Genomic DNA, 14,275 nt, shown 5'->3' with positions numbered 1-14,275 from the left:
CTCAGACCTGGGCCTTGGTCTCGATGGCCGCGACGATCTTCGCGATCGCCTCGTCGAGCGGCACGCCGTTCTCCTGCGAGCCGTCGCGGTAGCGGAAGCTGACGGCACCGGCCGCACGATCGTCCTCGCCGGCGATCAGCTGGAACGGCACCTTGGCCTTGGTGTGCGTCCGGATCTTCTTCGGCATGCGGTCGTCGCTGTGGTCGACCTGGGCCCGGACGCCGACGTCGCGGAGGCGCGCCACGACCCCGTCGAGGTAGTCGCCGTACTCGTCGGCGACGGGGATCGCCACGACCTGGACCGGTGCGAGCCAGACCGGGAACGCACCCGCGTAGTGCTCGGTGAGCACGCCGAAGAAACGCTCGATCGAGCCGAACAGCGCCCGGTGGATCATCACCGGTCGCTGCCGGGACCCGTCGGCCGCCGTGTACTCGAGGTCGAATCGCTCGGGCAGGTTGAAGTCGAGCTGGACCGTGGACATCTGCCAGGTGCGCCCGATCGCGTCTCGCGCCTGGACCGAGATCTTGGGCCCGTAGAACGCCGCGCCGGCGGGATCGGGCACGAGCTCGAGACCGGTCTCTTCCGCGACCTGTCGCAGGGTCGCCGTCGCCTCGTCCCAGGTGGCGTCGTCGCCCACGTACTTCTCGGGGTCCTTCGTGGAGAGTTCGAGGTAGAAGTCGTCGAGTCCGTAGTCGCGCAGCAGGCTGAGGACGAAGTCGAGCGTGCCCTTGAGCTCGGCCGCCATGTCGTCACGGGTGGTGAAGATGTGCGCGTCGTCCTGCGTCATGCCGCGCACGCGGGTGAGGCCGTGGATGACGCCCGACTTCTCGTTGCGGTACACCGTGCCGAACTCGAACAAGCGCTGCGGCAGGTCGCGGTACGACTTCGCGGACGAGCGGTACGCCAGGATGTGCATCGGGCAGTTCATCGGCTTCAGGTAGTAGTCCGCGCCCTGACGGGTGATCTCGCCCTCGTCGTTGCGCGCCTCGTCGAGGTGCATCGGCGGGAACATGCCGTCTTTGTACCAACCCAGGTGGCCCGAGGTCTCGAAGAGAGCCGCCTTGGTGATGTGCGGCGTGTAGACGAACTCGTACCCGGCCTTCTCGTGGCGTTCGCGCGAGTAGTCCTCCATCTGGCGACGGATGATGCCGCCCTTGGGGTGGAAGATCGCGAGACCCGAGCCGATCTCGTCGGGGAACGAGAAGAGGTCGAGCTCGGCGCCGAGCTTGCGGTGGTCGCGCTTGGCGGCCTCCTCGAGTCGGGCCTGGTAAGCGCGGAGGTCGTCCTTGGTGGGCCACGCCGTGCCGTAGATCCGCTGCAGCTGGGGGTTCTTCTCGGACCCGCGCCAGTAGGCGGCCGCCACACGCATCAGCTTGGTGGCGTTGCCCAGGAGGCGCGTGCTGGGCACGTGCGGCCCGCGGCAGAGGTCGAACCAGACGACCTCGCCGGTCTTCGGGTCGAGGTTGTCGTAGACCGTGAGCTCGGCCCCGCCGACCTCGACCGACTCGCCGTCGGCTCCGAGCTCGTCGGCCGAGCCGCCCTTGAGCCCGATCAGCTCGAGCTTGAACGGCTCGTGGGCGAGCAGTTCGCGGGCCTCGTCGTCGCTGACGACGCGGCGACGGAAGCGCTGGCCCTGGCGGATGATGCGCTCCATGCCCTTCTCGATCGCCTTGAGGTCGTCGGGGGTGAAGGGCTCGGCGACGTCGAAGTCGTAGTAGAAGCCGTCGGTGACGGGCGGCCCGATGCCGAGCTTCGCCTCGGGGTTGATCTGCTGCACGGCCTGGGCCATGACGTGCGCCGCCGAGTGGCGCAGGATCGCCAGGCCGTCGGGTGAGTCGATCGTGACCGGCTCGGCCACGTCGCCCGCCTGCAGCTCGGTCGCCAGGTCTCGCAGCTCGCCGGCCACGCGGACGGCCACGACCGCCTTGTCGGTGAACAGCTCGAAGCCGGTCGTCGTCTCGGTGGCCTCGACGGCCGAGAGGCCGGACGGGGCTGGGGAGGCGGTCGGGTCGAGGTCGGTCTGGTCGGACACGGCGGTGGTTCCTATCGTCGAGGGGCGGGGACCACTTTAGCCGTCGACCGACCACCGTCCGGCCGGGACCGCCCCGGTGGACGACGCGCCCGCGGGACGGCTCAGGCGGCGCGCAGCTCGGTCGAGCAGGCCTCGGCCGCGACCCAGGCGAGCATGCCGCACTTGACCCTCATGACGAACTTCGAGACCCCGTGGAACACGACGGCGTCGCCGAGCACCTCGTCGTCGGGCTCACCGGCACCCCGGGACCGCATCATCTCGCGGAACTCCCCCACGAGCGCGTCGAGCTCGGGCAGCGTGCGACCCGGGGCCAACTGCGCCAGCACGGAGGCCGAGGCCATCGAGATGCTGCACCCCGCGCCCTGCCAGCGCAGGTCGGCGATGCGGTCGGTGCCCGGCTCGAGGGCGATGCGGACGGTGATCTCGTCACCGCAGGTCGGGTTGCGTTCGTGGTGCTGCGCGTCGGCTCCGGGCAGCTCGCCGTCGCCGTGCCGCGCCTTGGCGTGATCGAGGATGACCTGCTGGTACAGGCCGTCGAGGGCGGCGCTCACCGCGCCTCCTCGGCCTTCTCGTCGGCGACCGTCGGGCCCGCGACGCCGAAGTAGTGGCGGACCTCGGCGACCCCGGCGACCAGCCGGTCGACCTCGTCGCTCGACGAGTACAGGTACGTGCTGGCGCGCGTCGTGGCCGTCACTCCGAGGCGACGATGGAGCGGTTGGGCGCAGTGGTGGCCGACGCGCACGGCGATGCCCCGGGCGTCGAGGAACTGGCCGACGTCGTGGGCGTGCACCCCGTCGACGACGAAGCTGGCGAGTCCCGACCGGGGCACCCCGGCGGGCGGTCCCACGACCGTGACGCCGTCGAGCGCGTCGAGACCGCGGACGAGCAGGTCGGCGAGGGCCTCTTCGTGCTCGCGCACGCGGTCCATGCCGACGGCGTCGAGGTAACGCACGGCCTCGGCGAGGGCCACGGCCTGCGACACGGGTTGCGTACCGGCCTCGAAGCGCTGCGGGGCGGGGAGGTACTCGGCGCCCTCCATCGTGACCGTCGTGATCATCGACCCGCCGGTGCGGAAGGGCGGCAGGGCGTTCAACAGCTCGGCCTTGCCGTAGAGGACGCCGATGCCCGTGGGCCCCAACATCTTGTGACCGGAGAACGCGGCGAAGTCGACGTCGAGGCCGTGCAGGTCGACGGGGCGGTGCGGCGCCGACTGGCACGCGTCGAGGACGACGAGGGCGCCGACGGCGCGCGCCAGCGCCACGAGCTCGGCGACGGGCGCGACGAAGCCGGTGACGTTCGAGACGTGGGCGAAGGCGAGGAGGCGCGTGCGGGGTCCGATCACGGACGCCGCGTCGGCGGTGGTCCAGGTGCCGTCGTCGCGGACGGGCACGAAACGCACCGTGGCGCCCGTCGTCGCGGCGAGTTCCTGCCACGGGACGAGGTTGGCGTGGTGCTCGGCCTCGGTGACGACGATCTCGTCACCGGGCGCGAGGGCGAAGCGTCGCGCGGCCTCGCCGCCCCGGCCGTGCGTGGCGTTCGCGACGCCGTACGCCACGAGGTTGAGCGCGTCGGTCGCGTTCGAGGTCCAGACGATCTCGTCGACGTCGGCACCGACGAAGCGGGCGACGGTCTCGCGTGCCTCTTCGTAGGCCTCGGTCGACAGGGCCGCGAGCGTGTGCGCCCCACGGTGCACGGCCGAGTTCGTCGTCTCGAGGAAGCGTCGCTCGGCGGCGAGCACGGATGCGGGCCGCTGGGCGGTCGCCCCCGAGTCGAGGTAGGCGAGCGGCTCGCCGTTGACCTCCTGCCGAAGCAGCGGGAAGTCGGCGCGCAGACGGCGGGCGTCCTCGTCGGACAGCCCAGGACGGGCGGTGGATGGTGCGGAGGAGGTGGTGGTCACGATGTCCCTTCCCGTCGATCGTAGCGAGGGACCCCGAGGGGCCCGGCTCCGGCCGACACGGGACGCAACGGCCGACGGCCGCGCGGTGTTCCCGACCCCGTGGCTGTGACGCCCCGTGTCGCGCACGTCGCACACGTCGGGGGTCGGGGCCAGAGTGGTGGCGACGAACGGAGCACACCATGACGACCACCCCCGGCCGCATCGAGACCACCCACGCGGGAAGCCTGCCGCGCACACCCGAGCTGATCGCCGCGAACGACGCGCGCGCCCTCGGCGAGGACGGCTTCACCCTCGAGCGCACGCCCGAGTTCGACGCCCTGCTGACCGACGCCGTCGTCGATCTCGTCCGGCGCCAGAACGATCTCGGCATCACCATCGTCGGCGACGGCGAGTACGGCAAGGCGATGACGAGCGCCGTCGACTACGGCGCCTGGTGGTCGTACTCGTTCCAGCGCGTGAGCGGTCTCTCGTTGACGGGGTCGGACATCTTCAGCCAGCCGGCGGTGCGATCCTCCCCCGGCGACGTGCGGCTGACGTCGTTCCCCGACCGCCGCGACTGGCAGGCGTTCCACGACGCCTACACCGACCCGACCTCGGGCATCGGCACGGGCTCGGGCGCGACGCCGTTCCCGAGCACGACGGGCCCGCTGGCGTACGTCGGACAGGCCGCCATCGCCTCGGACATCGCCAACCTGAAGGCCGGCCTCGAGGCGAGCGGTTCGCACTCGGGCTTCATCACCTCGCTGTCACCGGGCAGCGGAGCCCGCATCGCGAACGACTTCTACGCCACCGACGAAGAGCACATCTGGGCCTGGGCCGAGGTGCTGCGCGAGGAGTACACGGCGATCGTCGAGGCCGGCCTGACCGTGCAGATCGACGACCCCTCGATCGCCGAGAACTGGGACCAGATCAACCCCGAGCCGAGCGTCGAGGACTACCGCGCGTTCACCCGCATCCGGGTCGAGGCGCTCAACCACGCCCTGCGGGGCCTACCGCCCGAGCAGGTGCGGTTCCACCTCTGTTGGGGCTCGTGGCACGGCCCGCACACGACCGACGTCGAGTTCCGCCACATCGTCGACCTCATGCTCGAGATCGACGCGGGCTCGTACTCGTTCGAGGCGGCCAACGTCCGTCACGACCACGAGTGGAAGCTCTGGCGCGACGTCGAGCTGCCCGCGGGCAAGAAGATCGTGCCGGGGGTCGTCAGCCACGCCACGAACGTGGTCGAGCATCCCGAACTCGTGGCCGACCGCATCGAACGGTTCGCGTCGCTGGTCGGACCCGAGAACGTCGTCGCCTCGACCGACTGCGGTCTCGGCGGTCGCATCCATCCGCAGATCGCCGTGGCCAAGCTGGCCTCGCTCGGCGAGGGCGCGCGCATCGCCTCGCACCGCCTCTTCGGTTGAGCGTCCGCGGCAGAGTCGACCCGCGCCTCCTGGTCCCCGATCGAGGAGGCGCGGGTCGATCGTCGCCCGGACGTCCCGTCAGTCGTCGAGCGGCTTGAGCACCCGCTGAAGGAACTGCTGCGTCCGGGCCTCGCGCGGGCGGGACAGCACGTCGGCGGGACGGCCCCGCTCGACGACGACGCCGGCGTCCATGAAGAGCAGCTCGTCGGCCACCCGTCGGGCGAACTCGAGTTCGTGGGTGACGACGATCATCGTCCAGCCCTCGTCGGCGAGTTCCTTCACGACGGTGAGCACGTCACCCACCAGTTCGGGGTCGAGGGCCGAGGTCGGCTCGTCGAAGAGCAGGAGTTCGGGACGCAGGGCGAGCGCGCGCACGATGCCCACGCGCTGCTGCTGGCCTCCCGAGAGCTCGGCCGGGTAGGCGCCGGCCTTCTCGGCGAGGCCCACGCGCGCGAGGAGCGCCTCGGCCTCGGCCCGCGCCTCCTTCGGATCGCGTCCCTGGACGCGCACCGGTCCCTCGACGACGTTCTGCAGCACCGTGAGGTGCGGGAACAGGTTGAAGTGCTGGAACACCATCGACGAGCGGTCGCGGAGGGCGAGCAGGTCGCGCTTGCCGACCGTCGTGCCGAAGTCGATGGAGCGGCCGTCGGAGAGCGTGACGACTCCCCCGTCGGGCACCTCGAGGCTGTTGAGCGACCGCAGCACGGTCGTCTTGCCCGAGCCCGAGGGACCGATGATGGCGACGACGCGTCCGCGGCGCACCTCGAGGTCGATGCCGCGCAGCACCTCGTTCGCGCCGAACGCCTTGTGCAGGCCGCGGACGGTCAGCACGGGGGCACCGGTCGCGCCGGAGGGCCGGGGCGGGGTGATGTCAGCGGGCAACGTGGCGGTCCAATCTCTTCTCGAGGGCGTCCTGCCCGAACGACAGGATCAGGCAGATCACCCAGTAGACCAGGGCGGCCTCGAGGTAGATCAGCAGGAACTGGTTCGAGACGGTCGCGATCTGCTCGGCCTGACGGAAGAGCTCGACGACGAGGATGACACTCGCCAACGAGGTGTCCTTGACCAGGCTGATGAAGGTGTTCGACAGCGGCGGCACCGAGACGCGGGCCGCCTGCGGCAGGATGATCCGCCGCAGGGCGAGCCCCCGCGACATGCCGATCGTGTGGGCGGCCTCCCATTGCCCCTTGGGCACCGAGAGGATGGCCGCGCGGATGACCTCGGCCGCGTACCCGCCGACGTTCAAGGAGAACGCGATGATGGCGCTGGGCCACGGATCAAGCTTGACGCCGATCGACGGAAGGCCGTAGAAGACGACGAAGAGCTGCACGAGCAGCGGCGTGCCCCGGATGATCGAGATGTAGACCCGGGCGATGCCCGCGAGCACCGCCTTGCCCGACAGGCGCATCAGCGCGATGACGACGGCGATGACCAGCCCGATCGCCATCGACGCGAAGGCGAGCGGGATCGACGCGACGAGCGCCCCCGACACGATCGGCCAGAGCGACCGCCAGAAGAGGTCGACGGAGGACTGCACGCCTACTCGCTGACGTCCTGGCCGAAGTACTTCTCGCTGATGGTCGCCAGCGTGCCGTCGGCCTTCAGCTCGGCGAGGGCGTCGTCGATCGCCGTCACGAGGTCGTCGCTGCCCTTGGTGGTGACCAGGGCCGAGCGCGACACGTCGTCGGTGGTCGCCGCGATCTTGATGCCGGCGGCCTGGTCGGGGTTGGTCTTGACGTAGTCGAGGAAGGTCAGCTCGTCGTTGACCGTCGCGTCGATGCGGCCCTGCTCGAGGAGCGCGACCGACTGGGCCCAGCCCTCGACGACCTGCACGTCCGCGCCCGCGTCCTTGGCGGTCGTGTAGAAGTTGCTCGACTGCGACTGGGCCGTCGTCTTGCCCTTCAGGTCGGCGAGCGAGGTGATGTCGGTGTTGTCGGCGGGAGTGATGACGACACCGCGGCTGACCGTGTAGGGCGTCGAGAAGTCGTACGTGGCCTCACGCTCGTCGGTGATCGAGATCTGGTTCGCCACGAGGTCGAAGCGGCCGGCGGTGAGCCCGGCGAGCAGGGCGTCGAACTGCGTCTCCTCGAAGGTCGGGGTGACGCCGAGCTTCTCGGCGACGGCCGTGGCGACGTCGACGTCGTAGCCGGTCAGTGCGCCGGCCCCGCCCTCGTGGTAGGTGAACGGCTGGTAGGTGCCCTCGGTGCCGATGACGAGCTCGCCGGCCGCCTGGATGTCGGACAGGCTCTTCGCCGCGCTCGTGTCCGCGGTCGCGCTGCCGGTGGACTGGACGACCCCGTCCGTGGAGGCGGGCGCGCAGGCGGCCAGCGCGATGGCGGCGGCGGCGGCGACGACGCCGACGGAGGCGAGTCGACGGACGGTGCGGACGGCGGTGATCTTCACGAGGGTTCCTTTGCTGCGGCTCGGGGGTCGGACGAGCCTCCCGACACTAACGCCGCGGGGGCGGACGGGATTCCCGATGACTCCGCATGACGTGGCGGCCATGGAGGCCGGGCGTCGCCACGCACCCGGCGGCGTCGCCACGCACCCGTCAGCGTCGCGCGATCGCCTCCGCCACCGAGGGGGCGCCGTCGAGGCGCACGTGTCGGTGGGCCACGTCGTCGGCCGAGACGGCGACGGTGCTGAGCGACAGCGAGTGGAAGAGGTGCCCGTCGACCAGGTCGGCCCGCACGAGCGCGTCGTCGTCGTCCGTCGGCAGGGCGCTGCTCTCGCGCAGCAGGTCGAGCCACGGCGTCCAGCTGCCCTCGCCCTCGGTCGCCGCCGGCAGCGGACCGGTCGGAGGCGCGACGTCACGGAACCGAGGCAGCCAGCGGTCGACACGCGGCACGGACCGGTCGTCGGGGGCGGCGTGCGTGAGCAGGTGCACCCCGGGGGCGAGGCGGACCGTCTCGGTGGCGATGCCGTCCCAGACGGAGTGCACCGCGCCTCCTGCGTCCGCCGTGAGCAGGTTGAAGGTGCGGGTCGTCTGCGGGCCGTCGGGCAGGACGCCGCCGGCGGCCGCCCTCAGGGGCAGGGCGCCTCGGGTGGTCCATCCGCAGGCCGGCGGTGCGGGCGTCTCGTGACGGTTCAACACGACGCTCGCACGACTCGGCCCCCGGGCGGTGGCCAACCACGCGCCGCCCGCCTCGCGGTCGTGTACCCCGGTCACCCGCTCGCCGAGGTCGGGCCACCAGGGGCCCGGCTCGTCCCAGGGGCGGTCGGGCGACTCGTCACGGAGTCCCAGGAAGACGACGGGCCAGGGCTCGCTCGGCTGGACGGCGACGACGACGGTGCACATGGGGTCCTCAGGGTGGGGTCTCGTCGGGTCGGGGCCGACGCTCGGCCGCGGGATGCGGCATCGTGGGGGGCAACGCTACCGACCCGGCTCCGGGTCGGCCGACCGACGCATGGATCGACGAGGCCCACCGTGACGCACGACCACCCCCGCTCCTCCCCCGCCGACGCCCCGCGTCGCTTGTCCGTCGTCGTCGGCGTCTCGGGCGGCATCGCGGCGTACAAGGCCGTGGGGGTCGTCCGCGGCCTCGTGCTCCGAGGTCACGACGTGCACGTCGTGCCAACCGAGGCCGCCCTTCGCTTCGTCGGGGCGCCCACCTGGGAGGCCACGAGCCGCAACCCCGTGCACACGTCCGTCTTCGACGACGTCGCCGAGGTACGGCACGTGGCGCTGGGGCAACGGGCCGACCTGATCGTCGTGGCACCGGCGACCGCCCACACCCTCGCCAAGATCGCCCACGGGCTGTCGGACGACCTGCTCGGCACGACGATCCTCGCGAGCACCGCACCGCTCGTCGTCGCACCCGCCATGCACACCGAGATGTGGCTGAATCCGGCCACGGTCGCGAACGTCGACCTGCTGAGGTCGCGCGGGGTGACCGTCGTCGGGCCGGACGACGGACCGCTGACCGGGGGCGACGTCGGACCCGGGCGGCTCGTCGAGCCCGACGAGATCGTCACCACGGCCCTCGCCCGGTACTCCGACGCGACCGGTCGCGCGGCCTCCCCCGACGCCGTCCCGGGTGATCCGGACGAGGAGGCGCGGGTCGCCGACCTGGACGGCCTGCGGCTGGTCGTCTCCCTCGGCGGCACCCGCGAGCCCCTCGATCCCGTGCGGTTCGTCGGCAACCGATCCAGCGGCAAGCAGGGAGCGGCTCTCGCCCTGGCCGCTGCCCGACGCGGCGCCCGCGTCACCGTCGTCGCCGCTGCCCTCGACGGAGCCGTGCGGCAGATGCTCGAGACGGGCGACGTCATCGACGTCGTCGAGGTCGGCACGGCCCTCGAACTCGAGGCCGCGATGACCGAGCACGCGCCGGTCGCCGACGTCGTCGTGATGGCCGCGGCGGTCGCCGACTACCGGCCCGTCTCGGTGGCCGACGGGAAGATCCGGAAGGACGAATCGGGCGACGAACTGACCGTCCGTCTGGTGCGCACCCCGGACGTCCTGGCCGGGCTCGTGGCCCGTCGGGCCGTGGGGCAGGTGGTCGTCGGCTTCGCGGCCGAGACGGCGGCCGACCGGGACGAACTGCTCTCGCTCGGGCGCGCCAAGCAGCGGAGGAAGGGAGCGGACCTGCTGGTCCTCAACACGGTGGGGTGGACGACCGGCTTCGGCAGCGACGACACGGCGGTCGTGGTGATCGACGCCGACGGCGAGGTGGTGTCCGAGGCCGAGGGGACGAAGACCGCCGTGGCCGAGACGGTGCTCGACGCCGTGGCTCTCCGTCGTGTCGTGGGTCGTGGGTCGGGTGGTGGCACGTCTCCGGTGCTCCCCGCCGCATCGTCGGGAGCGCGCGCATGAGCCCCCGCGAGCAGGCCGACCCCCGCCTCGGCACGACCGTCGGCGGTCGCTACCGCCTCGACGCGATCGTCGGGCGCGGTGGCATGGGGGCCGTCTACCGAGCGAACGACCTCGACCTCGGTCGGGTGGTCGCCGTCAAGCTCTTCTCGTCGGACGGGCACGACGTCCACGACCTCAGTCGGCAGGTCAGCGAGGTGCGCCTCCTCGCCTCCCTCAACCACCCGGGGCTCGTCACGCTCTACGACGCCCGGGTCGAGGGCGACGGCCACGACGACGACGCCTACCTCGTGATGGAGTACGTCGACGGTCCGACCCTGCAGACCGTCCTCGCCGACGGGCCGCTGTCACACGCCCAGGCCGCGGCGCTGCTCGGCGACGTCGCGGACGGCCTGGCGGCGGTCCACCGTGCGGGCGTCGTCCACCGGGACGTCAAGCCCGCGAACATCCTGCTCGCGGCACCGCACCACGACGGCGAGCCCCGCAGGGCGAAGCTCGCCGACTTCGGGATCGCCTACCTCATCGACTCGACGCGGGTGACGGCCACGGGCACCTTGATGGGCACCGCCGCCTTCGTCAGCCCGGAGCAGGCCGAGGGGCGACCGCCGGCCCCCGCGTCCGACGTCTATTCGCTCGGTCTGGTCCTGGTCGAGGCGCTGACCGGGCAACGCGTCTTCACGGGTTCGGTCGTCGAGTCCGTCATGGCTCGCCTGACTCGAGACCCCGAGATCCCGGCCTCGATCGGTTCGGGGTGGGCGGAGCTGCTGACGCGCATGACCTCGCGTGCACCGGAGGACCGCCCGGCCGCCACGGAGGTCGCCCGTGCGGCCCGCACGCTGGCCGTCGAGGGAGCCGGGTCCACCGACGCCGTCACGCGCGTCATGGCCGCTCCCGACGTGCCGACGGCCGCTCTGCCCGGCGGCGACACGCCCACCCGGGCCCTGACCCGGGACGACGCTCGCACGCAGGTGCTCGGAGCGGGAGCAGCCTCCAGGGCGGACGCGACGGGCCTCGTCGCCGACGTCGAGCCCGACGACGGGAAGCGGAAGCGCCGGCGCTGGCCGCTCGTGCTGGCGGCGATCGTCGTCGCGGTGCTCCTGGCGGCCGGCATCGGTTGGGCCGCCACCCGCGACGATGGAACGGTCGATCCGACGGAGAGCACGAGTCCGAGCGTCGAGACGGATGCGTCGACGACGCCGTCCGAGTCGTCGGACGAGGACTCGCCGTCGCCGTCCGACGACTCCACCGACGAGTCACCGGCGGACCCGGCTCCCTCCGATGAGGTGAGCCCCACCCAGGAGGCGCCGGTCGAGCCGACGACGCAGCCGACGGTCGACCCCGTGACGCCCCCGACGGTCGAGGTCCCGGGTGTCGACGTCCCCGGCGGCAACAGCGGGCCCGGCAACAGCGGGAACGGCAACGGGAACGGGAACGGCGGACCGGGCAACAACGGCAACGGAAACGGCCGGGGCAACGGAATCGGTCTCGGGACAGGAACCGGCACCCCTTAGAGGCAGCCGCGAGAGGCCACGACATGCCGCTCCCCTCGTGAGGAGAGCGGCATGTCCGGTCGTGTCGGCCCGGGAGGTGAAGCGCTCTCGACCGTGGGAGCCCCGACATGACGAAAGCCCCGGCCGAGGCCGGGGCTTTCTGTGTGTGAGCGATACTGGGATCGAACCAGCGACCTCTTCCGTGTCAGGGAAGCGCGCTACCGCTGCGCCAATCGCTCATGTCTCAACGAACCGAGAACGAGTTCTCGAATCGCACTATTCAATTGCAACATCGATTCTAGACCTAGGCCCGGATCGAATTGAGGTGGAGACGGGATTTGAACCCGCGTGAACGGCTTTGCAGGCCGGTGCCTCGCCTCTCGGCCACTCCACCATACGAGTAGCCCCCCAGAGGGAGGCCACCAGTCGGTGGACCACCCTCTGGTGAGCATTACACTCGAGCGGATGACGAGATTCGAACTCGCGACCCTCACCTTGGCAAGGTGATGCGCTACCGCTGCGCCACATCCGCATTTCGCTTTGCATTTCTGCGTGCAAAAGAACAATACCCACACCCTGGGGCAGAAACCAAATCGAGGGAAGTTCGTGTCTCGATGGGTCGCGGGGCAGCTCACGAGAGGTGCCCCGGCGACCGGCGGAATGGCGTTCGAGCCCCGCGATGCACTAGCATCGTCGAGTCCCACACGGGCGATTGGCGCAGTTGGTAGCGCGCTTCCTTCACACGGAAGAGGTCATCGGTTCGAGCCCGGTATCGCCCACCACGACCATCGAGAGGCCCTGCATCCGCAGGGCCTCTCGTCGTTCCTGGACCGAGATCCCCGATCCGGTGCTGCCGCCGGGGCATCGACGCCGCCCGCTCCCGAGACGTGGCATCCTCGGCCCATGACCGACTCCCCCGCCTCCCGTGCGTCCACGACCCACCCGTCGCCCGTTGCCGACGCCGACTGGTGGCGGCAGGCCGTCGTCTACCAGGTGTACCCGCGGAGCTTCGCCGACGCGAACGGCGACGGGATCGGCGACCTGCCCGGCGTGACCTCGCGCGTGCCCTACCTGCAACGGTTGGGGGTCGACGCCGTCTGGCTGAGCCCCTTCTACCCGTCCCCGCTCGCCGACGGCGGGTACGACGTCGCGGACTACCGTGACGTCGACCCTCGCCTGGGCACCCTCGACGACTTCGACGAGATGGTCTCCACCCTCCACGCGGCCGGGCTCAAGGTCGTCGTCGACATCGTCCCCAACCACACCTCCAGCGATCACGAGTGGTTCCGTGAGGCGGTGGCGTCCGAACCCGGCAGCGCCGCCCGTGCCCGCTACGTGTTCCGGGACGGCCTCGGCGACGACGGTGCCACTCCCCCGTCCACCTGGGTGTCGAACTTCGGCGGTGGCGCCTGGACCCGGCTGCAGCGCCCCGACGGCACCCCCGAGCAGTGGTACCTGCACCTCTTCGCCCCCGAACAGCCCGATCTCGACTGGAGCAACCCCGAGGTGCGCGCCGACTTCGAGCGCACGCTGCGGTTCTGGTCGGACCGTGGGGTCGACGGCTTCCGGGTCGACGTCGCGCACGGGCTCGCGAAGGACCTCACCGAACCCCTCCGCGACGCGGCCGAACGTCAGGTCCTGCCGGTCGACGGCAGCGACCCGCTCTACGACCGTGACGAGGTGCACACGATCTTCGAGGGGTGGCGCCGGGTCCTCGACGAGTACGACCCGCCCCGGAGCGCCGTGGCCGAGGCCTGGGTGCAGCCCGAGCGGGTGCCGCTCTACGCCCGCCCCACCGAGCTCGGCCAGGCCTTCAGCTTCGCCCTGACGCGCGCCGACTTCGACGCCGACCAGTACCGGACCATCATCGCGTCGACCCTCGAGCAGGCGGCCGTCAGCGGGGCGACGAGCACCTGGGTGCTCTCGAACCACGACGTCGTCCGTCACGCCACGCGCTACGGCCTGCCGAGGGGGCAGGACCTCGACGCCTTCGTCCTGAGCGACGGACGACGTCCGACCCTGAACCCCGACGCGGGTCTCCGTCGGGCCCGTGCCGCGACGTTGCTGATGCTCGCCCTGCCGGGCTCGGCCTACGTCTACCAGGGCGAGGAACTCGGCCTGTTCGAGGTGGCCGACCTGCGCCCCGACCAGTTGCAGGACCCGGTCTGGACGCGGACGGGCCACCGGCGCAAGGGCCGTGACGGCAGCCGGGTGCCGTTGCCCTGGGACACGAGCGAGCCCGCCCTGGGTTTCGGCGACCACGCCCCGCACCTGCCGCAGCCCGAGTGGTTCGAGGACCTCGCCGTCTCGGTGCAGGACGGCGAGGACGAGTCCACGCTGTCGATCTACCGGCGCGCCTTGGCGCTCCGTCGAGAGCTGCAGCGGGGTGAGGAGTTCGCCTGGGTGGACGACGCCTCGGACGAGGTCGTCCACGTCGCCCGCCACCACGGCTGGCACGCGCTGACGAACTTCGGCGGCGGCCCGGTGGACCTTCCCACCGGCGCCCGTGTGCTCGCGTCGAGCGAGCCGCTGCAGGACACGCTCGCCGGCGTCACCGAGGTGCCGGGCGAGGCCACGGTCTGGTTCTCGCTGACCNCGGTGTGCGTGGCCCGCACGCGGAACGGCCCCGGTCCGAGGACC

At 71.6% G+C, this 14,275-nt stretch carries 10 protein-coding genes, 4 tRNA genes and 1 pseudogene; 5 read left to right on the top strand and 10 right to left on the bottom strand.

The features are described from left to right. Window position 1 precedes the first annotated feature (1 nt). The 3 genes from thrS to IFT88_RS09910 all read right to left on the bottom strand — a co-directional run bounded on the left by thrS (window position 2) and on the right by IFT88_RS09910 (window position 3,932). On the bottom strand, window positions 2–1,939 hold the full coding sequence (gene thrS / locus IFT88_RS09920; RefSeq protein ID WP_199859161.1) for a threonine--tRNA ligase: 1,938 nt from the start codon (window positions 1,937–1,939) through the stop codon (window positions 2–4). 194 nt (window positions 1,940–2,133) lie between these two features. After that, the gene (gene sufU, locus IFT88_RS09915; protein WP_043592710.1) at window positions 2,134–2,583 is read right to left on the bottom strand and encodes a Fe-S cluster assembly sulfur transfer protein SufU; all 450 of its coding nucleotides are present in this window, start codon (window positions 2,581–2,583) and stop codon (window positions 2,134–2,136) included. Continuing rightward, window positions 2,580–3,932 (bottom strand): aminotransferase class V-fold PLP-dependent enzyme, encoded by a 1,353-nt coding sequence (locus IFT88_RS09910; RefSeq protein ID WP_446718830.1) that lies wholly within the window; start codon window positions 3,930–3,932, stop codon window positions 2,580–2,582. The genes sufU and IFT88_RS09910 overlap by 4 nt, the downstream gene beginning before the upstream one ends. Window positions 3,933–4,108: 176 nt before the next feature. Between IFT88_RS09910 and IFT88_RS09905 the strand changes: the two genes are divergently transcribed. After that, entirely contained in the window at window positions 4,109–5,335 is a 1,227-nt protein-coding gene (locus IFT88_RS09905) for a cobalamin-independent methionine synthase II family protein (protein ID WP_192120400.1), read from the top strand. A 78-nt stretch (window positions 5,336–5,413) separates the two neighbouring features. On the opposite strand, the gene IFT88_RS09900 is transcribed toward IFT88_RS09905, so the two are convergent. The 4 genes from IFT88_RS09900 to IFT88_RS09885 all read right to left on the bottom strand — a co-directional run bounded on the left by IFT88_RS09900 (window position 5,414) and on the right by IFT88_RS09885 (window position 8,633). Then, window positions 5,414–6,217, bottom strand: a complete 804-nt coding sequence (locus IFT88_RS09900; RefSeq protein ID WP_199859133.1) for an amino acid ABC transporter ATP-binding protein — start codon at window positions 6,215–6,217, stop codon at window positions 5,414–5,416. Beyond that, entirely contained in the window at window positions 6,207–6,872 is a 666-nt protein-coding gene (locus IFT88_RS09895; RefSeq protein WP_192120398.1) for an ABC transporter permease subunit, read from the bottom strand. Before IFT88_RS09895 ends, IFT88_RS09900 begins: the two co-directional genes overlap by 11 nt. A gap of 2 nt (window positions 6,873–6,874) precedes the next feature. Beyond that, window positions 6,875–7,732 carry an amino acid ABC transporter substrate-binding protein gene (locus tag IFT88_RS09890; RefSeq protein ID WP_446718829.1) on the bottom strand — a complete coding sequence of 286 codons (858 nt, stop codon included), beginning with the start codon at window positions 7,730–7,732 and terminating at the stop codon, window positions 6,875–6,877. 154 nt (window positions 7,733–7,886) lie between these two features. Beyond that, window positions 7,887–8,633, bottom strand: a complete 747-nt coding sequence (locus IFT88_RS09885) for an NRDE family protein (protein ID WP_192120394.1) — start codon at window positions 8,631–8,633, stop codon at window positions 7,887–7,889. 177 nt (window positions 8,634–8,810) lie between these two features. Here IFT88_RS09885 and coaBC point away from each other — a divergent pair, with 177 nt between their 5' ends. Both coaBC and IFT88_RS09875 read left to right on the top strand, forming a co-directional pair. After that, the gene (gene coaBC / locus IFT88_RS09880) at window positions 8,811–10,148 is read left to right on the top strand and encodes a bifunctional phosphopantothenoylcysteine decarboxylase/phosphopantothenate--cysteine ligase CoaBC (protein WP_192120592.1); all 1,338 of its coding nucleotides are present in this window, start codon (window positions 8,811–8,813) and stop codon (window positions 10,146–10,148) included. Continuing rightward, the gene (locus IFT88_RS09875; RefSeq protein ID WP_192120388.1) at window positions 10,145–11,656 is read left to right on the top strand and encodes a serine/threonine-protein kinase; all 1,512 of its coding nucleotides are present in this window, start codon (window positions 10,145–10,147) and stop codon (window positions 11,654–11,656) included. Before coaBC ends, IFT88_RS09875 begins: the two co-directional genes overlap by 4 nt. 146 nt (window positions 11,657–11,802) lie before the next feature. Here the strand turns inward: IFT88_RS09875 and IFT88_RS09870 are convergent. The 3 genes from IFT88_RS09870 to IFT88_RS09860 form a co-directional block, all read right to left on the bottom strand. Then, a tRNA-Val gene (locus IFT88_RS09870) sits at window positions 11,803–11,874 on the bottom strand. A gap of 84 nt (window positions 11,875–11,958) precedes the next feature. Beyond that, window positions 11,959–12,029, bottom strand: a tRNA-Cys gene (locus tag IFT88_RS09865). 66 nt (window positions 12,030–12,095) lie between these two features. Further along, window positions 12,096–12,167, bottom strand: a tRNA-Gly gene (locus IFT88_RS09860). Window positions 12,168–12,341: 174 nt separating this feature from the next. Between IFT88_RS09860 and IFT88_RS09855 the strand changes: the two genes are divergently transcribed. Next, window positions 12,342–12,417 (top strand) — tRNA-Val (locus IFT88_RS09855). 121 nt (window positions 12,418–12,538) lie between these two features. Beyond that, window positions 12,539–14,230 (top strand): annotated as a pseudogene (locus IFT88_RS09850) (glycoside hydrolase family 13 protein); the annotation flags it as partial. Between the last annotated feature and the right edge of the window lie 45 nt (window positions 14,231–14,275).

This window comes from Frigoribacterium sp. CFBP 8751 (assembly GCF_014841545.1).
In the GTDB taxonomy this organism is placed as follows: Bacteria; Actinomycetota; Actinomycetes; order Actinomycetales; family Microbacteriaceae; genus Frigoribacterium.
This window is presented reverse-complemented; position numbering and strand designations above follow the sequence as displayed.

What these genes read in the sequence shown, in the direction of transcription:
- IFT88_RS09905 (WP_192120400.1), top strand. Translation starts at nt 4,109, where the DNA reads ATGACGACCACCCCCGGCCGCATCGAGACCACCCACGCGGGAAGCCTG.
- IFT88_RS09875 (WP_192120388.1), top strand. Translation starts at nt 10,145, where the DNA reads ATGAGCCCCCGCGAGCAGGCCGACCCCCGCCTCGGCACGACCGTCGGC.
- IFT88_RS09885 (WP_192120394.1), bottom strand. Translation starts at nt 8,633, where the DNA reads ATGTGCACCGTCGTCGTCGCCGTCCAGCCGAGCGAGCCCTGGCCCGTC.